This window comes from Pseudomonas sp. BYT-1 (assembly GCF_023611805.1).
Taxonomy (GTDB): domain Bacteria; phylum Pseudomonadota; class Gammaproteobacteria; order Pseudomonadales; family Pseudomonadaceae; genus Aquipseudomonas; species Aquipseudomonas guariconensis.
The window spans coordinates 480,201-502,132 of the sequence record NZ_CP072559.1 but is presented as its reverse complement, the minus strand read 5'-3'; the positions used below and the strand labels follow the sequence as shown (position 1 = coordinate 502,132).

19 protein-coding genes are annotated in these 21,932 nt (G+C 65.0%); 9 read left to right on the top strand and 10 right to left on the bottom strand.

What is annotated here, in order from left to right; genetic code table 11:
- Positions 1 to 28: 28 nt before the first annotated feature.
- From J5X93_RS02325 to J5X93_RS02315, 3 genes are all read right to left on the bottom strand, one after another.
- Entirely contained in the window at positions 29 to 607 is a 579-nt protein-coding gene (locus J5X93_RS02325; protein WP_043207221.1) for a YceI family protein, read from the bottom strand.
- 34 nt (positions 608 to 641) lie between these two features.
- Positions 642 to 1,193, bottom strand: a complete 552-nt coding sequence (locus J5X93_RS02320; RefSeq protein ID WP_043207219.1) for a cytochrome b — start codon at positions 1,191 to 1,193, stop codon at positions 642 to 644.
- A gap of 270 nt (positions 1,194 to 1,463) precedes the next feature.
- On the bottom strand, positions 1,464 to 3,305 hold the full coding sequence (locus J5X93_RS02315; RefSeq protein ID WP_250034348.1) for a flavin monoamine oxidase family protein: 1,842 nt from the start codon (positions 3,303 to 3,305) through the stop codon (positions 1,464 to 1,466).
- Positions 3,306 to 3,536: 231 nt separating this feature from the next.
- Between J5X93_RS02315 and J5X93_RS02310 the strand changes: the two genes are divergently transcribed.
- Positions 3,537 to 4,943, top strand: coding sequence for an adenosylmethionine--8-amino-7-oxononanoate transaminase (locus J5X93_RS02310; protein WP_090343256.1), 1,407 nt, complete (start codon positions 3,537 to 3,539; stop codon positions 4,941 to 4,943).
- 144 nt (positions 4,944 to 5,087) lie between these two features.
- A complete protein-coding gene (locus J5X93_RS02305; RefSeq protein WP_090343258.1) occupies positions 5,088 to 5,807 on the top strand; it encodes a 16S rRNA (uracil(1498)-N(3))-methyltransferase in 720 nt (239 codons plus the stop codon).
- Here J5X93_RS02305 and trhA read toward each other — a convergent pair.
- The 7 genes from trhA to J5X93_RS02270 all read right to left on the bottom strand — a co-directional run bounded on the left by trhA (position 5,804) and on the right by J5X93_RS02270 (position 15,724).
- Positions 5,804 to 6,421 (bottom strand): PAQR family membrane homeostasis protein TrhA, encoded by a 618-nt coding sequence (trhA, locus tag J5X93_RS02300; RefSeq protein ID WP_043207212.1) that lies wholly within the window; start codon positions 6,419 to 6,421, stop codon positions 5,804 to 5,806. The genes J5X93_RS02305 and trhA overlap by 4 nt on opposite strands.
- Before the next feature lie 110 nt (positions 6,422 to 6,531).
- Positions 6,532 to 6,993 carry a chemotaxis protein CheW gene (locus J5X93_RS02295; protein WP_043207211.1) on the bottom strand — a complete coding sequence of 154 codons (462 nt, stop codon included), beginning with the start codon at positions 6,991 to 6,993 and terminating at the stop codon, positions 6,532 to 6,534.
- On the bottom strand, positions 6,986 to 12,271 hold the full coding sequence (locus J5X93_RS02290) for an Hpt domain-containing protein (RefSeq protein ID WP_250034347.1): 5,286 nt from the start codon (positions 12,269 to 12,271) through the stop codon (positions 6,986 to 6,988). Before J5X93_RS02290 ends, J5X93_RS02295 begins: the two co-directional genes overlap by 8 nt.
- A gap of 10 nt (positions 12,272 to 12,281) precedes the next feature.
- A complete protein-coding gene (locus J5X93_RS02285; RefSeq protein ID WP_232092099.1) occupies positions 12,282 to 14,285 on the bottom strand; it encodes a methyl-accepting chemotaxis protein in 2,004 nt (667 codons plus the stop codon).
- A 71-nt stretch (positions 14,286 to 14,356) separates the two neighbouring features.
- Entirely contained in the window at positions 14,357 to 14,911 is a 555-nt protein-coding gene (locus J5X93_RS02280) for a chemotaxis protein CheW (RefSeq protein ID WP_043207204.1), read from the bottom strand.
- Positions 14,908 to 15,273 (bottom strand): twitching motility response regulator PilH, encoded by a 366-nt coding sequence (gene pilH / locus J5X93_RS02275; RefSeq protein WP_043207202.1) that lies wholly within the window; start codon positions 15,271 to 15,273, stop codon positions 14,908 to 14,910. The genes J5X93_RS02280 and pilH overlap by 4 nt, the downstream gene beginning before the upstream one ends.
- Before the next feature lie 49 nt (positions 15,274 to 15,322).
- Positions 15,323 to 15,724: a response regulator gene (locus J5X93_RS02270; RefSeq protein ID WP_043207200.1), complete on the bottom strand. Its 402-nt coding sequence runs from the start codon at positions 15,722 to 15,724 to the stop codon at positions 15,323 to 15,325.
- A 239-nt stretch (positions 15,725 to 15,963) separates the two neighbouring features.
- On the opposite strand from J5X93_RS02270, the gene gshB reads away from it, so the two are divergent.
- The 7 genes from gshB (at position 15,964) to J5X93_RS02235 (ending at position 21,926) form a co-directional block, all read left to right on the top strand.
- Entirely contained in the window at positions 15,964 to 16,917 is a 954-nt protein-coding gene (gene gshB / locus J5X93_RS02265; RefSeq protein ID WP_043207196.1) for a glutathione synthase, read from the top strand.
- Positions 16,918 to 17,057: 140 nt separating this feature from the next.
- Positions 17,058 to 17,957 (top strand): energy transducer TonB, encoded by a 900-nt coding sequence (locus J5X93_RS02260; protein ID WP_043207195.1) that lies wholly within the window; start codon positions 17,058 to 17,060, stop codon positions 17,955 to 17,957.
- A gap of 119 nt (positions 17,958 to 18,076) precedes the next feature.
- Complete coding sequence (locus J5X93_RS02255; protein WP_070571079.1) at positions 18,077 to 18,646, top strand: YqgE/AlgH family protein; 570 nt, start codon at positions 18,077 to 18,079, stop codon at positions 18,644 to 18,646.
- On the top strand, positions 18,646 to 19,071 hold the full coding sequence (gene ruvX, locus J5X93_RS02250; RefSeq protein WP_043207190.1) for a Holliday junction resolvase RuvX: 426 nt from the start codon (positions 18,646 to 18,648) through the stop codon (positions 19,069 to 19,071). The genes J5X93_RS02255 and ruvX overlap by 1 nt, the downstream gene beginning before the upstream one ends.
- A gap of 51 nt (positions 19,072 to 19,122) precedes the next feature.
- Positions 19,123 to 19,641: a bifunctional pyr operon transcriptional regulator/uracil phosphoribosyltransferase PyrR gene (gene pyrR / locus J5X93_RS02245; RefSeq protein WP_043207188.1), complete on the top strand. Its 519-nt coding sequence runs from the start codon at positions 19,123 to 19,125 to the stop codon at positions 19,639 to 19,641.
- 12 nt (positions 19,642 to 19,653) lie between these two features.
- A complete protein-coding gene (locus J5X93_RS02240) occupies positions 19,654 to 20,658 on the top strand; it encodes an aspartate carbamoyltransferase catalytic subunit (RefSeq protein ID WP_043207186.1) in 1,005 nt (334 codons plus the stop codon).
- Positions 20,655 to 21,926, top strand: coding sequence for a dihydroorotase (locus tag J5X93_RS02235; protein ID WP_182817034.1), 1,272 nt, complete (start codon positions 20,655 to 20,657; stop codon positions 21,924 to 21,926). Before J5X93_RS02240 ends, J5X93_RS02235 begins: the two co-directional genes overlap by 4 nt.
- Positions 21,927 to 21,932 lie beyond the last annotated feature (6 nt).

Sequence of the window (21,932 nt, the reverse complement as noted above, 5' to 3'; positions counted from 1 at the left end):
GCGGCGTTTTTCGTCAGGGCAAAGCGAATTACTTCTGCTTCACGCCTTCGACGCTGATGTCCAGGTCCAGGGTCTGGGAGGACGGGCCTGGGCCTTTGATGCCGAAGTCGTTCAGGTTCAGCGTGGTGGTGGCGTTGAAGCCGGCACGCTCGCCGCCCCATGGATCCTTGCCTTCGCCATTGAAGGTTGCCTTGAAGGTGACAGGTTTGGTCACGCCGTGCATGGTCAGATCGCCGGTCACGTCAGCGGTCTTTTCACCGGTCGACTTGACGCTGGTGGAGACGAACTTGGCTTCCGGGTACTTCTTAACGTCCAGGAAGTCAGCGCTGGCGATGTGCTTGTCACGCTCGGCGTGGTTCGACCACAGGCTCGCGGTCTTCAGATTGACGGCGATCTTGCTGGCCTCAGGCTTGGCGCTGTCCCAAGTGAAGTTGCCGTCGAAGTCCTTGAAGGTACCGTGGATGAAGCTGTAACCCAGGTGGCTGATCTTCCAGTCGACGAACGCGTGCTGGCCTTCCTTGTCGATCTTGTACTCGGCAGCCATGGCCTGGCCGGCGGAGAGCAGTGCGGTACCGAGCGCCAGTGCGGCAAAAGTCTTTTTGAACATCCTTACTTCCTTCCTATGCAATTGAGGTAGAGAGTCAAGCTTTGCGGCCCAGCATACGGCTCAGGGTCGCGTCACGGTCGATGAAATGGTGTTTCAGAGCTGCCAAGGCATGCAGGATGGCAAAAATCACCAGCCCCCAGGCCAGGTAGAGGTGAATGGCTCCGGCGGTATCCGCCTGATCGGGCAGGTCACTGACCAGCGCCGGAACCTCGAACCAGTCGAATACCGGGATGCCCACCCCATCCGCGGTGGAAATCAGGTACCCGGCAATCATCACGGCGAACAGCCCAAGGTACAGCACCGCATGGCCAAGCTTCGCGGCCAGGCGGGTGAATGCGCCATGGTTGGCAGGTGCCGGCGGTGGCGGGCTGACGAAACGCCAAAGTACACGCAGCACCATCACCGCCAACAGCACCAGGCCGATGCTCTTGTGCAGATCGGGCGCGGACTTGCGCCAGGGGCTGTAGTAGTCCAGGCCGACCATCCACAGGCCGAGGCCGAACAACCCGAAGACCGCCAGGGCCACGCCCCAATGCATGACGATACTGACCAGGCCGTAGCGAGAAGCAGAGTTGCGCAGTTGCATGTTGGCGTGATTCTCCGTGAAAGCTGTGCACAGACTAACGCGTAACGTATCGAAAGAAAGCGGAAAAATTCGCTTGGGATTATCGACAAATACGATAGGTATTTTGGAAGTTTCCTATTAAGAAAACATTAACGATAGATGTTCAGCGGCGGGTTGTCGTAGTGCGGTGTAAACCCGCTCGCAATCGGTTGCAATGTCCTAAAACAACGCAATCCGAATGGGAGCGGGTTTACCCGAAAAGAAGCGGCTCACCGCGAGGGGCCCGAGTCCTCAGCCAGCCTTGGCCTGGGTATTGGCCAGTGGTTTTTTCACAGGCTCGGATTTGGCCGTGGTCTTTTTCACCGGCGCGGGCTTGTGGGCCTGTTTGGCGGACGGCTTGTGGGCCTGGGCGGGCTTGGCAGGTGCAATCTTGCTCGCCGCTGGCTTGACGGGCTCCTCCTTGGCCACTGGCGCTGGGGCAGGCTCAGGTTCCGGCGCTACCACCGGTGCGACCTCGTCAGCCTTGGCGATCGGTGCAGCTTTGGCCTGGGGCTTGTCGCCGCCACCGAACAGGCGCGAGAAGAAGCCTGGCTTGTCCTGCTTGGCTTCCTCTGCCTTCACCGCGTCCGCCTTGGCAGGTGCCTTGCCGGACGATCCGCCGAACAGGTTGGAGAAGAATCCACCTTTGTCCTTGGCGGCAACCGCGCCCGCTGCTGCGGCGGCGGCGACCGGTGCAGCCCTGGCCGGATCGAACGACTTGCCGGCCGCCAGGTCCTGCACCTGGCTGGCAGCACGCTGGCCGCTGCGCAGCGCGCCTTCCAGGGTGCCAGGGTAGAGTGCATCGGTGTGCTCGCCGGCGAAGGCTATGCGTTGCACCGGACGCTCCCACAGACGCCAGTACTTGCTGATCTGGCCTGGGCCATAGGCCAGATAGGCGCCGCCAGTACCGGCGTCGGTGCTGTAGCGGCGCACTTCGTAGCCGGTGAACGCGCCCCGGGCCTGCGGATAGAACGCGTGCAGTCGAATCAGCACCTGATCGACCATCTGCTTGTCGCCAAAGGCCTGCAGCAGTCGGGCATTGTCACCCGAGAGGTTGATCACCACATTCGCGCCGCCTTTGAGCGCCGGCTCGATCCACAACATGCCAAGGCCGGCATTGCTGAAGATTTCGCCGGACATGCGCGCACGGCTTTCCCAGACGGGTTTCTTGAACTTGAGCATCATCTGGTCGCGCCAACCGTAGTTGGTGCCTTTCAAGGCCGCCAGGTGCTGGCTGTCCAGCCCCGGAGTCATCTGGATCTTCGCCAGGGCGCGCAGCGGCACGGCCATGACCAAATAATCGGCCTGGTAGCCGACGCTGCCGACCTTGACCGTCACGCCTTTGCTGTCCTGTACGATCGAGGTGACCGGCGAGCTGGTCTTGATGGTCTTGAGTTGCTTGACGAAGGCCTGCGCCAGCACCGGGCTGCCGCCTGGCAGGCGGGCAGCGCGCAGGTCACGATCACTGATACCGCGGTAGACCCGGTTCTGCTGGGCGAAATAGAGCAGCGACAGACGCGACGGCTCGTCGTAACGGGTGCGGATCTGCTGGTTGATCAATTGCCGTGCCGTGGCAGGCAGTTGCAGTTTGTCCAGCCAGGTGGAGACGTTCATCTGGTCGAGGGCAAACAAGGTGCTGGTGGCGGCCGGGTTCAGCGGGTCCTCGATCGAACGGGCCAGATCATCGAGGGTCTTCTCGTAACGCTTGAGCGCATCGGCGGTGGCCGGTTGCTTGGTGGCCAGATCGCTGGCGCTGAAATACTCGCCGTCGATCAGGTAGCCGGGGGTGCGTACGAATTCAGGCGCGGGCAGTGTTTCAAGCTTGAAACGGTCCAGGTACTGGTTGAGCACCGGCTGGCTCTTGCCGTTGCCGATCCACTCGCTGGTGGCCAGGCCCGAACGGCCGCCCATGCCGGACTTGGCCTCCAGCAGCGTGACCTGCCAGCCTTTGTTCTGCAGTTCATAGGCCGCGGTCAGGCCTGCCAGGCCCCCACCCACGACGATCGCCGTGGGGCTCGTGTCCTTGGCCAGCGCGGCACCGCTGGAGACACCAATCAATACCAACGCGCACAGGCGCACCCAAGCAGCAGCCATGTTGGCGAACTCCGGATCAGAAGTGACAGAAAAGAGGGGGAGAGTGCCCCTGGGACGAGATGCGTTAAGAATACGTCAGGTCTCCAGACCCTGCCAGCGTAGTGACATCAAGTGCTTGCCAGCACAGGAAATTTAATTTTCGACGCAATCACGCGCTGCGCGTCGGTTGTCCTGCGCGGCCCCATTGCTTAGGCTTGTCGGCCTCAGCACGCCCCGCCAGGAGATCTGCCCATGGGCCTCAACCAACAGTGGATGCAACGTGACCTCAAGGTCCTCTGGCACCCCTGCACCCAGATGAAAGACCACGAGCAGCTGCCGCTGATCCCGATCCGCCGTGGTGAAGGCGTGTGGCTGGAGGACTTCGAAGGCAAGCGCTACCTGGACGCCGTCAGTTCTTGGTGGGTCAATGTGTTCGGCCACGCCAATCCGCGCATCAACCAGCGCATCAAGGACCAGGTCGATCAGCTCGAGCACGTGATCCTGGCCGGCTTCAGCCACCAGCCGGTAATCGAGCTGTCCGAACGCCTGGTGGCCATGACACCGGCGGGGCTGGACCGGGTGTTTTATGCCGACAACGGCTCGTCGTGCATCGAAGTGGCGCTGAAGATGAGCTTCCACTACTGGCAGAACAAAGGCCAGGTGAACAAGAAGCGCTTCGTCACCCTGACCAACAGCTATCACGGAGAAACCATCGCCGCCATGTCGGTGGGCGACGTGCCGCTGTTCACCGAGACCTACAAGGCGTTGCTGCTCGACACCATCAAGGTGCCGAGCCCGGACTGCTACCTGCGCCCCGAAGGCATGGGCTGGGAAGAGCACTCACGCAACATGTTCGCGCTCATGGAACAGACCCTGGCCGAGCACCACGCCAGCATCGCCGCCGTGATCGTCGAACCGCTGATCCAGGGCGCTGGCGGAATGCGCATGTACCACCCGGTATACCTCAAGCTGCTGCGCGAGGCCTGCGACCGCTATGGTGTGCACCTGATCCACGACGAAATCGCCGTAGGCTTCGGCCGCACAGGGACGATGTTCGCCTGCGAACAGGCCGGGATCCGCCCGGACTTCCTGTGCCTATCCAAGGCCCTGACCGGCGGATACCTGCCGCTGGCCGCTTGCCTGACCACCGATGATGTCTACCAGGCGTTCTACGACGATTACCCGACCCTGCGGGCGTTCCTCCATTCGCACAGCTACACGGGCAACCCGCTGGCCTGCGCCGCGGCCCTGGCGACGCTGGACATCTTCGAGCAGGACAACGTGATCGAGGCCAACAAGGCCCTGTCGGCACGCATGGCCAGCGCCACTGCGCACCTGGCCGACCACGCCCATGTCGCCGAGATCCGCCAGACCGGTATGGCCCTGGCCATCGAGATGGTCCAGGACAAAACCAGCAAGACTGCCTACCCCTGGCAGGAGAGGCGCGGCCTGAAGGTCTTCGAACACGCCCTGACCCGCGGCGCGCTGCTGCGACCGCTGGGCAGCGTGGTGTATTTCCTGCCGCCCTACGTGATCACCCCGGAGCAGATCGACTTCCTCGCCGAAGTGGCCAGCGAAGGCATCGACATCGCCACCCGCGACAGCGTCAGCGTGGCGGTGCCGGCCAACTTCCACCCCGACTTCCGCGATCCGGGCTAACCCTGAGGCTCGCCTCGCCCCCTGTGGAAGCGGGTTCATCTGCGAATGCGGATCGAGGATTTCCCCTCGCATTCGCCAGTAAATCGCAGCGGCCCAACGCCACTTCCACGGGGACGATGTCCATTTCATTTCCTGAGCAAAGCCATGAGACTGTCCCGCTTCTTCATCGACGCCCCCCTGAGCCTCGGCGAGCACGAGTTGCCCGAAGCCCAGGCCCACTACATTGGCCGCGTGCTGCGCATGGCGCCCGGAGACGCTGTGCAACTGTTCGACGGCAGTGGCCAGGAGTTTCGTGGCCAGTTGCTCGACGTCGGCAAGAAATCCGTGCGCGTCACCCTGGACCAGGCCTTGCCCGGCCAGGCCGAGTCCCCATTGCATGTCCACCTGGGCCAGGGCCTGTCCCGCGGCGAGCGGATGGACTGGGCGATCCAGAAGGCCACCGAGCTTGGCGCCAACGCGATCACGCCAATCGTCAGCGAACGCTGCGAAGTGCGCCTGAAGGACGAACGCGCCGACAAGCGCCTGGCCCATTGGCGGCAAGTGGCGATCAGCGCGTGCGAACAGTGCGGCCGCTCGACGCTGCCGGTGATCCACCCGCCGGTGACCCTGGCCGAATGGCTCAAGGATACCGAGGCCGACCTCAAGCTGGTGCTGCACCCGGTCGCTGAACCGCTGACCAGCCATGCACACCCCGGCCGCCTGGCATTCCTGATCGGCCCCGAAGGCGGCTTGAGCGACGCCGAAGTCGACCAGGCCAAGGCCGCCGGCTTCCACGCCGCACGCCTTGGCCCACGGGTACTGCGCACCGAGACCGCGCCGGTCGTGGCGCTGTCGGTGGCCCAGCAGCTGTGGGGCGACTTCTAACGCACGTAGAAGAACACCGCGACGAAGTGCATGAGACTGCCGGCGATGACGAACAGGTGCCAGATGCCATGCCAATGGCGAAAGCGGCTGTCGAAGGCGAAGAACAGGATGCCGATGGTGTAGAACGCACCGCCGGCCGCCAGCCAGGCGAAGCCGGCGCCGCCCAGGCTCTGCAGCAACGGCTTGACCGCCACCAGGACGATCCAGCCCATCACCGCATAGATGATGATCGACAGCACCCGCGCCTCGGAGCGCGGCTTGATCTCCTGGAGCATGCCGATCAAGGCCAGGCCCCAGACCACGCCGAACAGGCTCCAGCCCCAGGGGCCGCGCAGGCTGACCAGACAGAACGGCGTGTAGCTGCCGGCGATGAGCAGGTAGATCGACAGGTGATCGAGCTTGCGCATGATCACCTTCGCCCGCCCACGGGTGCTGTGGTAGAGCGTTGAGATGCTGTAGAGCAGCAGTAGAGTGCTGCCGTAGATGGAAAAGCTGACGATCTTCCACGGATCGCCCTGCAATCCGGCCACGACGATCAGCCAGATGGCACCGATACAGGCCAGCACGGCACCGACCAGGTGCGTCCAGGCGTTGAAGCGTTCACCGTAATACATGCAAACACTGACCTCCCTGACAGCTTCAAGTTTCAAGCTGTAAGCCTCAAGCAAAGCACGGGGACGCCCCCGACACAGCTAGCTTGCCGCTTGAAGCTTACAACTTGAAGCTAGTGAAGATCCGCGTCACGCACCATGCGCTCCAGCGCCGCCAAGTCAGGTACCCGCGCCACCTGCTCGCCGACCTGCACCGCCGCCAGCTCCAGGCTCGCCAAGGGGACATCCACATAGTTGAGCTGGCTGTCCAGCTTGCAGGAGCGTGGGATGTCCTGCAGTAGCAACGCCAGGTAGCGCAGGCCGGTATCGCCCAGCGCGTTGAGCACCACCACCCGTGCCCGCTCGCCACAAACGGTCTCGCCGCCACAGGCGGCCTCCAGGCCGATCAGCGGCAAGCGCTGCTGACGCCAGTCGATCCAGCCCAGGTGCCAGGCCGGGTCGCCCGCCTGGCAGGCGAAGGTGCGCTGGCCGATCAGCTCGGCCACCGCCACATTGGGCAGCACCAGGGTGCGGTCGCTCAAAGGCAGTAGCAGACCGGTCAGGCTGCTGCGCTGGCCGGCGATGTATTCAAGCATGGGGTTGGCTCCAATGGGCGATGCTCTGCAACAGGACCGACTCCTGATAAGGCTTGCCCAAGTAGTCGTTGACGCCGATGGCCATGGCCCTGTCGCGGTGTTTCTGGCCGGTACGCGAGGTGATCATGATGATGGGCAGATCCTTCAGACGGACATCGCGGCGGATGCGCGTGGCCACCTCGAAGCCGTCCATGCGCGGCATCTCGATGTCCAGCAGCAGCACATCGGGGCGGTGCTCCTCCAGCAAGGCCATGGCATCCACACCGTCCTTGGCCGTCAGCACACTCATACCGTGGCGCTCCAGTAGACGACTGGTGACTTTGCGCACGGTGACCGAGTCGTCCACCACCATCACCAGCAGACGCTGACGCGGTGCCGGGCCAAACACCGGACGCGGCCCCCCGTAGCCACCCGGCAGGCGCGCCAGACGCCGCTGCTGCCCGCGCAACTGGCCGAGCAAATCGAGAATCAGCACTACCCGGCCATCCCCCAGCAAGGTCGCGCCGGACAGCCCAGGCACCGCCGCGAACTGCGGCCCCAGGCTCTTGACCACGATCTCTCGGCTTGGCGACAGGCTGTCCACCTGGATGGCGAACGACTGCTCCTGGGAATGCACCAGCAACACAGGCAATGGCACGCTTTGCCCCAGCAGACTTGGCCGAGGCACACCGCCCTGGAGCACCTCCCCGAGATAGCGCAGGTCGTACTCGTGACCGGCATAGGCATAGCGCGGTGCGCTCAGCTGGTAACAAGCCTCAAGCTCAGCGGGCGGCACGCGCACGATGCCTTCGATGGTATTGAGCGGGATTGCGTACTGCTCCTCGCCCAGGTGCACCATCAGCGCTCGGTTCACCGACACGGTGAACGGCAAGCGGATCAAGAATCGCGCGCCTTTGCCCGGGCTCGACTCGATGCTCATCGAGCCGCCCAACTGCTTGACCTCCTCATGCACCACGTCCATCCCCAGGCCCCGGCCAGAGATCTGGGTGATCTTCTCAGCGGTAGAGAAGCCCGGACGCAGGATGAATTGCAGGATCTCGTGATCGCTCAAGTATGCTTGCGGGTCCAGCAGGCCACGCTTGATGGCCTTGTTGCGCACCGCCTCCAGGGGCACTCCGGCCCCGTCGTCGCTCATCTCGATGACGATATCAGCGCCTTCGTGCAGCAAGTTCAGATGGATGGTGCCCTGCTCCGGCTTGCCCGCCGCCAGACGCGCTTCGCGCGACTCCAGGCCGTGGTCCACGGCGTTGCGCAGCATGTGCTCCAGAGGCGCCACCATGCGCTCGAGCACGCTGCGGTCCAGCTCGCCCTCGGCGTTGCCCACCACCAGTTCGACCTGCTTGCCCAGCTCGCTGGCCACCTGGCGGACCACCCGCTGCAGGCGCGGTACCAAGCGTTCGAAGGGCACCATCAAGGTGGCCGTGAGACCTTCTTGCAATTGACTGTTCACCCGCGCCTGCTGCTGGAGCAGGCTGTAGGCTTCCTGGGCACGCTGGGCGAGGGTTTCCTTGAGGTCGAGCAGGTCCGAAGCCGACTCGAACAACGCCTGGGACAACTGCTGCAACTGGGAATGGCGGTCCATCTCCAGCGGGTCGAAATCCTCGTACGCATCGCCCTCGGCCTGGTAGCGGCTGGACATCCGTCCCTGGGTCTCGATATCCAGGCGCAGCAGCTGGTCGCGCATGCGCTCGAGCGTTGTTTCCATCTCGTTGAGGGCGAATTGGGCATCGTTGACTTGCTGCTCGATGCGCCCGCGAATAACAGAGTGCTCACTGGCCAGGTTGCCCAAATCGTCCAGCAGCTCGGCGTCCACCTTGACCATGTCGCCCGGCGCGCGCTCCGGCGCGGCGGCCGGCGCCTCCGGCGACGGCGCTTCGACCGGGACCTGGCCGGCCGCGCTGTCGGTCAACGCGGCACTGCTGAAATTGCGGATATAGTCGATCAGCGCCGTGGCTGCGTGCAGGGGCTGACCGAGGCGCACGGCGTCGAGCATGTGTGCCAGACGGTCATGGCAGTTTTGCAGCAAGGAGAACAGCGCCGGGCTCGGCGGCAAGCGGCCGGCGGCGAGCAGTTCGTACAAGAATTCCAGTTCATGGGCCAGATCGCCGATAGCGGCGATCTCGACCATCCGCGCGCCCCCCTTGAGGGTATGCAGATCACGCAGCAGGTTCTCCACCTCGACGCTGTTACGCGGATCGGCCTGCCAGCGCGCCAGGGCCGCAGCGGCGCTTTCGACGATATCCGAACTTTCTTCGAGAAAGACCTCGAGCAGTTCGTTATCGCTCGAGCGTTGGGCTTCGTCCGCCGCTGCCTCGACGGCAGCAGGCGCAGGTGGGGCATGGCGGTACTCGCGCAGCTCGCCCAGGAGCGCCGTTGCCGAAGCCGGCGCCTGCCCTTCGCGTAGCGCGTGCAGCATCTGCCCGAGGGTCTGGTGGCCGCGCCGCAACAGATCGAGCAGCTCGGCAGTAGCCCCCAGGCGGCGATCCACCAGGCCCTCGTAAAGCGCGACCAGCGCGTGGGCCAACACCTCCACCGCACCCACGCCAGCCATCTGCGCACCGCCTTTGAGGGTCTGGAGGTCGTGCTGCAGGGTCGACAGTGCCGAGTGGTTGTCCGGGTCCTGAGCCCATTGCGCCAATGCCTGGTCGGCGCCATCGAGGATATCGCCCGCCTCGTCGAGGAACAGTTGCACCAATGCAGGATCGTTCGCTGTCGGGTAGACCGCCAGAGGTGCCACCGCATCCTGGCCCACCACGCCCATGATCCCGGGGTCCAGGGCGTCGTCCAACAGGCCGCGCATGGCCGCGATGCAATCGACGCGGGCGCTGAGCGCCTGGCCGGCAGCTATCTCGTCGAACATGTCGAGCAGCGCCTCATGGGCCTGCTGGGCCAGGGCAAAGAATCGCGGGCTGGCGGCCAGACTGCCCTCTTCCACCGCGCCATACAGGTCAAGCAACGCCTCGCAGACTTCATCCACCTGCCACAACTCGGCCAGATACGCCGACTGGCCGAGGGTGGTCAACTCGTCCAGCAGCGTTTCCAAGACCGAGCGGTCGCCGGGTTGCGCCTGCCAACGCGACAGCAGCGCCTCGGCCTCGAGCAGGATATCCATACCCTGGGTCAGGAACGCGGCGATTCGCTGCGGATCGCGTTTGGGTCGATGGCTGTGCTGTGGGTCCTGCTGCAGGAAGGCCAGGCGCACATCCACCGACTGCCCGACCTCCTCGATCAACTGCGCCGCCCCCGGGATAGGGGCCAACGGCGTGCTACCCAGTTGCGCAAGGCCGAGGTGGAACAAGGCGCGGGCCGCCTCCAGCCACTCCAGCTCCGCCACCTGCAAGGGCAGTTCGTGACCTTTGTATTCGCGCACCAGTCGATCGAAGGCGGTGGCCAGCTCGGCGATCGGCATGACGCCCGCCATCGCCGCGCTGCCCTTCAAGGTATGCAGTGCGCGCTGCAGGCTGTCGTTGACGGGCGTGCCATGGCCATCGGCATCGCGCAGGAACGTCTCCAGACTGGCGAGATGGCCTTGGGCCTCGTTGCCGAAGATCGCCAACAATTGTGGGTCGAGCCCGTCGACCTGCGCCGGCGCCGACACATCATTGATCGCCAGATGATGCAAGTGGCCGGCTAACGGCTCGACCTCGACCCGCGACGGCAGATGGCCCACCGCGAAGTCGGCGAGCAAGTCCGGGAGCCGGACGAACACCTGTTGCAGGGCCAGCACCCCTTCGGCGCCAAGGGTGATCCGCCCTTCCAGTACACGGTTGAGCAAGTGCTCGGCGCCCCAGGCAAGCTCGGCCAGCGCCTCGGCATGGACCATGCGACCACTGCCTTTGAGTGTATGCAGGGCTCGGCGCACCTCGACCAGGGCCTCGCGCAAGGCATTGTCGGCGCGCCAACGCAGCCAGTGGCGTTCGATTTCCGGAAGCAGCTCGCCGGCCTCTTCGAGGAAGACATCCCGCAATTCTTCATCGACCGCTTCGAACTCGACGCGAGCCTCGGCCTGCCCGCACGACACACCCAGCGCCGCCAGGCTGGCCCGCGCCCTGTCGATGAATGGTTGGGCATCGACCAGCGGATCGGCCACCCGCCATTGCACATAGCACTCGCCAGCGCTCAAGGCTTCGGCCAGATGCGCCAGCTCGTCTGCAGGTGGCGGCTGCTCCAGATGCGACAGCCAACCCTGCACATAACCTGCGCAGCCACCGAACACCTCGGCGGCCTCCGGCCACATGAGCATCGTCAGCGCGCCACGGATCTGGTGCAAAAGCCCCGGCAGCGGCTGCAAGCGTTCTGCCGGCCAGCCCGACTCCAGGCAATCGCCGATCAAGTCCTTGGCCTGTTGCAGCACCGCCAGGGACTCATTGAGTACCAGCTGGCGGATCTCCGTCAGGTCCGCGCCCGGCAGGCCGCCCTGGCCGGTTTCCTCCAGCGGGCCGACCATGCCGTTGAGGGTGGCCTCCACGTACAGCAGGGCGCCGGCCACATCCATCAGCACGGCGTCGTCCACCGCCTGCTCGCCTTGGGCCAGGGCCTGCAGCACCAGTACTTGGTCGATGATCACCCGACGCGGCTGCTGGAAGGCGAGCACCGCCAAGGTATCGGCGACCTGGCGCAACGGCGCCAGCAGGGCCTCAAGTTGCTCACGCTGCTCACGATCGCCGCGCATGTACTGATCGAGTCGGTCCTTGATGCGCATCAGGTCATCGCACAGTGCCGTCACCACCGAGCGCAGGGCGTCGCGTCCATGGCCGGCCTGCAAATGTTCGCGCCAGTTGCCCAAGGACAGGTCCAAATCCGCCAGGTCCGCCGCCCCAGCCAGACGCTGCGCCACGCCGCCGACCAGGCTGCCCTGGGGCAACGGCTCGACGCCACGGCAGCCGCGCAGTTGGTTGAGCAGCGGCACCACCACCAACGGCAGGTCGTGTCGCGAGCCGCGCAGCCGTTCCAGATACGGCGGCAATTGCTCGAGCCCGCGGAACAGCGCACCCAGACAATCGCCTCGGGGGCTGACCTGACCATCGGCCATGGCCCGGCCCAGCAGCTCCAGCTCCTCGGCCAGGTGCGCTGCACCGCGCAGTTCGAGCATGCGCAGGCAACCCTGGACCTGATGCAGGTTGTCGACGAAGAAAGCCAGCATCGCCGGATCGCCCGGTTCGCTGGCGAATCGCTCCAGGGCCTGGCGGGCCTGGCCCAGGCAATCGAGGATCGGCGCCTTGACCCACGCCAGGGCGACGGTGTCGTGGCGCTCGGGGCTCACTGCTGAAGCAGCCATCTGTCGCTCCTCAACGCCGCTCGGCGGGTGCCGGCAGGGTAAAACCGGAGACCGAACGACGCATCTCGCTGGCCATGCGCGCCAAGTGGCGGATGCTGTCGGCGGTGGCGCTGGAACCGGCCGAGGTCTGGGCGGTGATCTGCTGGATCACCGCCATGGTGTGGGAGATCTGCCCGGCCGAGGAGGTTTGCAACTGGGCTGCGTCGGAGATGCTGTGGATCAGCTCAGCGAGGGTCTGCGATACGCCTTCGATCTCGGCAAGCGCCACCCCGGCGTCCTGGGCCAGGCGCGCACCGCGCACCACCTCGGCGGTGGTTTGCTCCATGGAGATCACCGCCTCGTTGGTGTCGACCTGGATGGTCCGCACCAGCGCCTCGATTTGCCGAGTAGCCGACGAGGAGCGCTCGGCCAGGCGCTGCACTTCGTCGGCGACCACCGCAAAACCACGCCCGGCCTCGCCAGCGAGGGAGGCCTGGATCGCGGCATTGAGCGCAAGGATGTTGGTCTGGTCGGCAATGTCGTCGATCAGGCTGACGATATCGCCGATTTCCTGGGAAGACTCGCCCAGGCGTTTGATCCGCTTGGCGGTGTCTTGGATCTGCTCGCGGATGTTGTCCATGCCGTGGATGGTGTTGTGCACCACCTCGTTGCCCTTGTTGGCAATGGCCACCGAACGCTCGGCCACCTTGGCCGATTCGTAGGCGTGGGAGGACACACGGTCGATCGACTCGACCATGTCGCCCACCGCCAGGGACGCCTCGCTGATCTGCTCGGCCTGGTGTTCGGAGGCCTTGGCCAGCTGGCGCGCTGTGTTCTGGGTGTCCTGCACGGCGGCGGCGACCTGCTCGGCACTGTGGTTGATGGTGGCCACCAGGTCGCGCAACTGGTCGACCGAATAGTTGATCGAATCGGCAATGGCGCCGGTGAAGTCCTCAGTGACCGACACCGTGACGGTGAGGTCGCCATCGGCCAGCTCCTCGATCTCGTCCAGCAAACGCATGATCGCTTGCTGGTTGCGCTCGTTCTTCTCGGCGGTCTCGCGCAACTGGCGGTGGGTGGCGCGCACCATCACCAGGCCGATGAGGATGATCGAAGCCAGCGCCACCAACCCCAGCAGGTAGCCACCGACAGTAGCCAGGGTGCGCCCGCTGGCCAGGTTCTCGAAGCTGTTGGCCAGGTGCGAGGCTTCATCGAGCAAGGTTTGCGACAGACTGAAGATATTGCCGGCCGCCTCGCGCACGCGCAGCAGTTCAGGCGACGTTTCGAGGATCTCGTCCACGGACCCGGAGACGAACTGGAACAGTTCGGCGATCTCCGCGAGGCGGGCGCGAGCATCGGCGTCCTCGACCTTGGTCACGTGAATCGCCGGGTTGCCGCCAAGCATGCCTTCGAGCACCTGGCCGAAACGGCTGGCGTCGCGGCCAAAGGCATCGGCGGCCTGTACCGAGGTGTCATCACCGGCCAGCACGGTGTTGACCGAACCCAGAATGCGCTCGGCCAACAGCAACTGACGCTGGGCCACCGCCACCTGGCTCGCCGGCGCTCCGCTCTGCAGGAGGATCTCCACTACTTTTTCGTATTCGACCTGCAACTGAGGCACGGTCTCGGCCAGCGTTGCCGCCACTTGGTGCAGCGACAGCACGGTCTGCTCGCTGGCCAGGATGGTGTCGGTATTCTTGCGCAGGTTGTCCCAGTCCTGACGGACCGCGTCCATCTCGTCCCGCACGGTCAGCGGCGCCGGCGGCAGCCCGGTGGCCTTGTCGCCCTCGCGCAGATAACGCCAGCGCCGCTCGAAGTCATTGCGCGCATCGGACAGCAGCTTGAACGCCAGGGCCTTGCCGGCCGCCGCTTCGGTGGCGTTCTTGGCGATGCGCTGGGACAGCACGCGCAACTCGCCGGCGTGGCCGATGTACTGTTTGTCGTAGTTGGACTGGGTATTGAGGTACGCGAAGTTGGCGAACAGCAGGATGATCGCCAGGATGAGCACCAAAAACAGTGCGGTGATCTGCGCAATACTGCGGCTGCGCTGGCTTTCGGCAACCGGAGCGACGGGGGTGGCGGGTTTGTTCACGGTCGAAGCATCCTCTACAACGCCACGTCGAGAAAGCCTGGCGCCTGGGCCAGGGCGAACGGGCTGAAGATCGCCCAGTTGCGTTCACGGGGAAAATGCCCCTGGACGAAGGGCGCCGCGGCACGCAGCAAGGGCTGCGGTGGCGACAGCTCCAGACTGCTCAGGGCAAAGTGTTGAAGGCCCAGGACTTCGTCCACCAACAGGCCGGCGAACAGTTCTTCGTGGTCCAGCACCAACACACGCCGCTGCTTGCCCGCCGCCGCAGGGCCTAGGCCGAAGAAGGCGCTCAAGTCCATAACCGGCAGCAGCCGGCCACGCAGATTGGCCACACCGCAGACCCAGGGCTGCACGCCGGGGACCCGGCTAGTGCGCGGCTCATGCAGGACCTCGGCGACTTCGCCCATGGGGGCCACGAACCACTGCCCGGCAATGCGAAACCCAATGCCGCTCCATTGCTGCAAGCGGGTGTCTTGCAAGGGCTGGTCCGCTACCAACAGGCGACAACGCCGGTCGATGTCCAGCAACAGCTCGAAGGCGGTCAGCGACGCGCCATGGGGGCGGGTGGTCAAGCCCCGAGCACTTCTTTGAGTTTGCTGATCAGGGCCGCCTCTTCCACAGGCTTGGTCAGGAAGTCGCGCGCGCCCTGGCGTGTGGCCCAGACCCGGTCGGTTTCCTGGTCCTTGGTGGTGACCACGATCACCGGAATGGCGCGGGTCTCAGGGTCCTTGCTCAGCTGACGGGTAGCCTGAAAACCATTCATGCCCGGCATGACGATGTCCATCAGCACCGCGTCGGGTTTCTCCTGACGGGCCAGGGCCACGCCATCGGCGCCGTTGTCGGCCTTGAGCACCTGGTGGCCATGCTTCTCCAGCCAGGCGGTCAGTCTGTACATCTCTGTCGGCGAATCGTCGACGATCAAAACTCGGGCCATGCTGTTTCCCCATTTAAAGGAAAAGAAGACGCCGCCAGGCGCGGCGGTGTCAGGGTGCGTGTTGTTCTTGCACGACGAAACCGGGCACATGAGCCCTGATCGCATCGAGCAGTTCTTCCTTGCTGAATGGCTTGGTCAGGAACTGGTCTGAGCCGACCACCCGACCGCGGGCCTTGTCGAACAGGCCGTCGCGCGAGGACAGCAGGATGACCGGGGTATCCTTGAAGGTGCTGTTCTGCTTGATCACCGCGCAGGTCTGGTAGCCATCCAGGCGAGGCATCAGTACATCGACGAAGATGACCTGGGGCTTGTGGTCGACGATCTTGGCCAGGGCATCGAAACCATCACTGGCGGTGATCACCTCGCAGCCGGCCTCGCCGAGCAACATCTGTGCGGTGCGGCGGATCGTGCGCGAATCGTCGATCACCATCACCTTCAGGGGTTGTTCCATAGTTGCCTACCAGTGGGAATTAGCTGCAGTTGCAAGCATCAAGCTGCGAGAAAAAGCGCGCCGACGCATGGCTGGTTTTTCTCAAGGCTTGTAGTTCAAGGCTTGCAGCTGCACTTTTAGCACACTACGGATAGCCATTCCATCCGCCGAACCCCTTGACCATCGGCGCTCCCGGCGCCACCCTGAGCCACTTTTCTTTCGAATCACCGCGGCCCCGCGCCGCCAAGAGGAACCACCCCATGAGCGTTCGCCTCGGGATTGTCATGGACCCTATCGCGTCCATCTCCTACAAAAAGGACAGCTCGCTGGCCATGCTGCTGGCGGCCCAGGAACGTGGCTGGAGCCTGTTCTACATGGAGCAGCGCGACCTTTACCTGGGTGCGGGCCAGGCCCGGGCCCAGATGCGCCCCCTGAAGGTGTTCGCCGATCCGGCCCGCTGGTTCGAACTGGGCGAGGAGCAGGACAGCGCCCTGAGTGAGCTGGATGTGGTCCTGATGCGCAAGGATCCGCCCTTCGACATGGAGTTCGTCTACAGCACCTACCTGCTGGAGCAGGCCGAGCGCGAAGGCGTGCTGGTGGTCAACCGCCCGCAGAGCCTGCGCGATTGCAACGAGAAGCTGTTCGCCACCCAGTTCCCGCAGTGCATGGCGCCCACGCTGGTCAGCCGCCGCGTGGACATCCTGCGTGAGTTCGCCGATAGCCGTGGCGACGTGATCCTCAAGCCGCTGGACGGCATGGGCGGTGCCTCGGTGTTCCGCCACCGCAAGGACGACCCCAACCTGTCGGTGATCCTCGAGACCCTCACCCAGCATGGCACCCAGCAGATCATGGCCCAGGAATACCTGCCGCAGATCAAGGACGGCGACAAGCGCATCCTGATGATCGACGGCGAACCGGTGCCCTACTGCCTGGCGCGCATCCCGGCCAGCGGCGAGACCCGTGGCAACCTGGCCGCTGGCGGTCGAGGCGAAGCCCGCCCGCTGACCGAGCGCGATCGCTGGATCGCCGCCCAAGTTGGCCCGACCCTGCGCGAGAAGGGCCTGCTGTTCGTCGGCCTGGACGTGATCGGCGACTACCTGACCGAGATCAACGTCACCAGCCCGACCTGCATTCGCGAAATCGACGCCGCCTACGACACCCACATCGGCGCCCAGCTGATGGACGCCATTGATCGCAAGCTCAAGGCGCGCTGACCGAGGACACGTGGCAATGCCACGCAGTGGGGTATGATGCGCAGCTTCAAGCTGCAAGCTGCACGTACGGGCAGGCCTGCACCGGGCCGCTTTTACTTGAAGCTTGCAGCTTGTGATTCGAAGCTGCCCTTGGATACCTGATGACGCTGCCTGCCGACATCCCTGCCGACCTGCTCCCACCCCGCGTCCGCCCGGTGGACCGGCTTGGCTTCACCCTGTTCCTGGCTGCCTTGGTGCACCTGGCGCTGATCCTCGGCGTGGGTTTCACCATCAGCAAGCCCAGCGAAATCCGCCACACGATGGACATCACCCTGGCCACCTTCAAGAGCGAGAAGCCGCCCGAGAAGGCCGACTTCCAGGCCCAGGACAACCAGCAAGGCAGCGGCACCCTGGAAAAGAAAGCCGTACCCAAGACCACCGAGGTCGCGCCCTTCCAGGACAGCAAGATCAACAAGATCACCCCACCGCCAGCCGCTCGCCAGGAAACCCCGCCCCCGCCGCAGAAGTCCGCGGTGGCCACCAAGGCGCCCAAGGTGCAGAAGGTCGAGCCCAAGCCCAAGGAAAGCAAGGCGCAGCCCAAGCCCCAGGCAGCGGTGCCGGACTTCGACAGTTCGCAGCTCTCCAGCCAGATCGCCAGCCTCGAGGCGGAGCTGTCCAACGAACAGCAGATGTATGCCAAGCGCCCGCGCATCCATCGCCTCAACGCAGCCTCGACCATGCGCGACAAAGGCGCCTGGTACAAGGAAGAATGGCGCAAGAAGGTGGAGCGCGTGGGCAACCTCAATTATCCCGAAGAAGCGCGACGCCAACAGATCTACGGCAACTTGCGGATGATGGTCTCGATCAACCGCGACGGCTCGCTGTACGAAGTGCTGGTGCTCGAATCCTCTGGTCAGCCGGTGCTCGACCAGGCGGCCCAACGCATCGTCCGTCTGGCCGCGCCGTTTGCACCGTTCACAGGCGACCTGGCGGAGTTCGACCGCCTGGAGATCATCCGTACCTGGCGCTTCGCCCGCGGGGACCGGTTGTCCAGTAACTAGCCGCACGTCACACGCCTCAAACGGCAAGAAAAAAGCGCGGGCATGCACAGCCGTGCTTTTTCTTGCCGCTTGAAGCTTGCAGCTTGAAGCCGAGCCCAGCTGACGCCACACTATCACTCATGAAAACCCTCAGCCCGAGCTACCTCAAGCATCAGTTCCTGATCGCCATGCCGCACATGGTCGATCCGAACTTTGCCCAGACCCTCACCTATATTGTCGAGCACAACGCCAACGGCGCCATGGGCCTGGTGATCAACCGCCCGCAGGAGCTGAACCTGGCCGACATCCTGGAGCAGCTACGCCCGGATGAGGAGCCACCGGCCAGCACCCTGCAGGTGCCGATCTACCAGGGTGGCCCGGTGCAGACCGATCGCGGCTTCGTGTTGCACAGCAGCGACTGCAGTTATCAGGCCACGGTGGAGCTGCAGGGGTTGTCGCTCTCGACCTCCCAGGACGTGCTGTTCGCCATCGCCGAAGGCGTAGGGCCCAAGCAGAGCCTGATCACCTTGGGTTATGCCGGTTGGGAAGCCGGCCAACTGGAAGCCGAGCTTGCCGACAACGCCTGGCTCAACTGCCCCTTCGACCCCGAGATCATCTTCGGACTGGCCAGCGAGCAGCGCCTCGAGGCAGCCGCCGCCAGCCTGGGGATCAACCTCAGCCTGCTGACCAGCCAAGCGGGTCACGCCTGATGGCCGAGCTGCGCCTGCTGCTGGGCTTCGACTATGGCAGCAAACAGATCGGCGTGGCCGTCGGCCAGGTGGTCACCGGCCAGGCCCGCGAATTGTGCACGCTTAAAGCCCAGAACGGCGTCCCGGACTGGGCCCAGGTGGAAAAGCTCATCACCGAATGGAAGCCCGACGCCATCGTCGTCGGCCTGCCGCTGAACATGGACGGCACGCCCAGCGAAATGAGCGCCCGGGCCGAGAAGTTCGCCCGCCGCCTGCATGGCCGCTACAACCTGCCTGTGCACACTCATGACGAGCGTCTGACCACCTTCGAAGCCAAGGGCGAGCAGATGGCCCGAGGCATGCGCCATGGCAGCTACCGCGACAACCCGGTCGATGCCATTGCCGCCGCCCTGCTCCTGCAGGGCTGGCTGGAGGCCAATACTTAAATCCGCTTCGCCGCCGGCCCAGCCCGGCGCCCCCCTTCCGAGGAGCACGCAATGAGCCTACCCAATCCCGCCGACCTGATCCGGCAGATGGCCGTCGACCTTCGCGCCCACCTGGCCCGTCGCACTATCACCGAGCCGCGCTTCATCGGCATCCGCACCGGCGGCGTATGGGTAGCCCAGGCCCTGCAGCAGGAGCTGGGCGACAGCAGCCCGCTGGGCACCCTGGACGTGTCCTTCTACCGCGACGACTTCAGCCAGAACGGCCTGCACCCGCAAGTGCGTCCGTCCGAGCTGCCCTTCGAAATCGAAGGCCAGCACCTGGTGCTGGTGGACGACGTGCTGATGAGCGGTCGCACCATCCGCGCCGCGCTCAATGAACTGTTCGATTATGGCCGCCCGGCCAGCGTCACCCTGGTCTGCCTGCTGGACCTGGACGCCGGCGAATTGCCGATCCGCCCGAACGTGCTGGGCGCCACCTTGCAACTGGCGCCCACTGAACGGGTAAAATTGACCGGACCGGCACCGCTCGTCCTCGAGCGCCAGGACCTCGCCACCGCTTCCGCCCTTTAAGAGTCCCTCGCGATGACGCCATTCGACGCCAAGCGCCCGCTGCAGCTCAATGACCAGGGCCAGCTGCGCCACTTTCTCTCGCTCGACGGTTTGCCCCGCGAACTGCTGACCGAGATCCTCGACACCGCCGACTCCTTCCTGGAAGTCGGCGCCCGGGCCGTGAAAAAAGTCCCGCTGCTGCGCGGCAAGACCGTCTGCAACGTGTTCTTCGAAAACTCCACCCGTACCCGCACCACCTTCGAGCTGGCCGCCCAGCGCCTGTCGGCGGACGTGATCAGCCTGAACGTGTCGACCTCCTCGACCAGCAAGGGCGAGACCTTGTTCGACACACTGCGTAACCTCGAAGCCATGGCCGCCGACATGTTCGTCGTGCGCCACTCCGACTCGGGCGCCGCCCACTTCATCGCCGAGCATGTCTGCCCGGAAGTCGCCGTGATCAACGGCGGTGACGGCCGCCATGCGCACCCGACCCAGGGCATGCTCGACATGCTGACCATCCGTCGCCACAAAGGCAGCTTCGAGAACCTCTCGGTGGCCATCGTCGGCGACATCCTGCACTCGCGCGTGGCCCGCTCCGACATGCTGGCGCTCAAGGCCCTCGGTTGCCCCGACATCCGCGTGGTCGGCCCCAAGACTCTGATCCCGGTGGGTATCGAGCAGTACGGGGTGAAGGTCTACACCGACCTGGCCCAGGGCCTGAAAGATGTCGACGTGGTGATCATGCTGCGCCTGCAGCGCGAACGCATGGCCGGCGGCCTGCTGCCCAGCGAGGGCGAGTTCTACCGCCTGTTCGGCCTGACCACCGCACGCCTGGCCGGCGCCAAGCCCGATGCCATCGTCATGCACCCCGGTCCGATCAACCGTGGGGTGGAGATCGAGTCGGCGGTAGCCGACGGTCAGCACTCGGTGATCCTCAACCAGGTGACCTACGGCATCGCCGTGCGCATGGCCGTGCTGTCCATGGCCATGAGCGGCCAGACCGCGCAACGTCAATTCGACCAGGAGAACGCCCAGTGACCATCAGCATTATCGGCGCCCGGGTCATCGATCCTGCCAGCGGCCTGGACACCATCACTGACTTGCACCTCGACGGCGGTCGCATCGCGGCCATCGGTGCAGCGCCCGCCGGCTTCACTGCCAACCGCACGATCCAGGCCGACGGCCTGGTGGCAGCCCCGGGCCTGGTCGACCTCGGCGTCTCCCTGCGCGAGCCGGGATACAGCCGCAAGGGCAACATCGCCAGCGAGACCCGCGCTGCGGTCGCCGGTGGTGTCACCAGTTTGTGCTGCCCGCCGCAGACCAAACCGGTGCTGGACACCTCGGCCGTGGCCGAACTGATCCTCGACCGCGCCCGTGAAGCGGCCAACAGCAAGGTCTACCCGATCGGCGCCTTGACCAAGGGCCTGGAAGGCGAGCAACTGGCCGAGCTGGTCGCCTTGCGCGACACCGGCTGCGTGGCCTTCGGAAACGGCCTGAAGGAAATCCCGAACAACCGCACCCTGGCCCGCGCGCTGGAATATGCCGCCACCTTCGACCTGACCGTGGTTTTCCACTCCCAGGACCGCGACCTGGCCCAGGGCGGCCTGGCCCACGAAGGCCCGATGGCGAGCTTCCTCGGCCTGCCGGGCATCCCCGAGACTGCCGAGACCGTGGCCCTGGCGCGAAACCTACTGCTGGTCGAACAAACTGGCGTACGCGCGCACTTCAGCCAGATCACCAGCGCCCGCGGTGCACGACTGATCGCCCAGGCCCAGCAGCTTGGCCTGCCGGTCACCGCCGATGTGGCGTTGTACCAGCTGATTCTCACCGACGAGGCGCTGCGCGACTTCTCCAGCCTCTATCACGTGCAACCGCCGCTGCGCACCGCCGCCGACCGCGATGGGCTGCGCGAGGCGGTCAAATCGGGTGTGATCCAGGCGATCTCCAGCCACCACCAACCCCACGAGCGTGACGCCAAACTGGCACCGTTCGGTGCGACGGAGCCTGGGATCAGCAGCGTCGAGCTGCTGCTGCCATTGGCCATGACGCTGGTCGAAGACGGCCTGCTCGACCTGCCGACCTTGCTGGCCCGCCTGAGCAGCGGCCCGGCGGCGGCCATGCGTCTGCCGGCCGGCGAGCTCAAGGTCGGCGCAGCGGCGGACCTGGTGCTGTTCGACCCGAACGCTTCCACGGTCGCGGGCGAGCAATGGTTCTCGCGCGGCGAAAACTGCCCGTTCATCGGCCACTGCCTGCCGGGCGCGGTGCGTTATACCTTGGTCGACGGGCACATCTGCCACGAGGCCTGAGCGAAC

What these genes read in the sequence shown, in the direction of transcription:
- J5X93_RS02325 (WP_043207221.1), bottom strand. Translation starts at nt 607, where the DNA reads ATGTTCAAAAAGACTTTTGCCGCACTGGCGCTCGGTACCGCACTGCTC.
- J5X93_RS02320 (WP_043207219.1), bottom strand. Translation starts at nt 1,193, where the DNA reads ATGCAACTGCGCAACTCTGCTTCTCGCTACGGCCTGGTCAGTATCGTC.
- J5X93_RS02315 (WP_250034348.1), bottom strand. Translation starts at nt 3,305, where the DNA reads ATGGCTGCTGCTTGGGTGCGCCTGTGCGCGTTGGTATTGATTGGTGTC.
- J5X93_RS02310 (WP_090343256.1), top strand. Translation starts at nt 3,537, where the DNA reads ATGGGCCTCAACCAACAGTGGATGCAACGTGACCTCAAGGTCCTCTGG.
- J5X93_RS02305 (WP_090343258.1), top strand. Translation starts at nt 5,088, where the DNA reads ATGAGACTGTCCCGCTTCTTCATCGACGCCCCCCTGAGCCTCGGCGAG.
- trhA (WP_043207212.1), bottom strand. Translation starts at nt 6,421, where the DNA reads ATGTATTACGGTGAACGCTTCAACGCCTGGACGCACCTGGTCGGTGCC.
- J5X93_RS02295 (WP_043207211.1), bottom strand. Translation starts at nt 6,993, where the DNA reads ATGCTTGAATACATCGCCGGCCAGCGCAGCAGCCTGACCGGTCTGCTA.
- J5X93_RS02290 (WP_250034347.1), bottom strand. Translation starts at nt 12,271, where the DNA reads ATGGCTGCTTCAGCAGTGAGCCCCGAGCGCCACGACACCGTCGCCCTG.
- pilH (WP_043207202.1), bottom strand. Translation starts at nt 15,273, where the DNA reads ATGGCCCGAGTTTTGATCGTCGACGATTCGCCGACAGAGATGTACAGA.
- J5X93_RS02270 (WP_043207200.1), bottom strand. Translation starts at nt 15,724, where the DNA reads ATGGAACAACCCCTGAAGGTGATGGTGATCGACGATTCGCGCACGATC.
- gshB (WP_043207196.1), top strand. Translation starts at nt 15,964, where the DNA reads ATGAGCGTTCGCCTCGGGATTGTCATGGACCCTATCGCGTCCATCTCC.
- J5X93_RS02260 (WP_043207195.1), top strand. Translation starts at nt 17,058, where the DNA reads ATGACGCTGCCTGCCGACATCCCTGCCGACCTGCTCCCACCCCGCGTC.
- J5X93_RS02255 (WP_070571079.1), top strand. Translation starts at nt 18,077, where the DNA reads ATGAAAACCCTCAGCCCGAGCTACCTCAAGCATCAGTTCCTGATCGCC.
- ruvX (WP_043207190.1), top strand. Translation starts at nt 18,646, where the DNA reads ATGGCCGAGCTGCGCCTGCTGCTGGGCTTCGACTATGGCAGCAAACAG.
- pyrR (WP_043207188.1), top strand. Translation starts at nt 19,123, where the DNA reads ATGAGCCTACCCAATCCCGCCGACCTGATCCGGCAGATGGCCGTCGAC.
- J5X93_RS02240 (WP_043207186.1), top strand. Translation starts at nt 19,654, where the DNA reads ATGACGCCATTCGACGCCAAGCGCCCGCTGCAGCTCAATGACCAGGGC.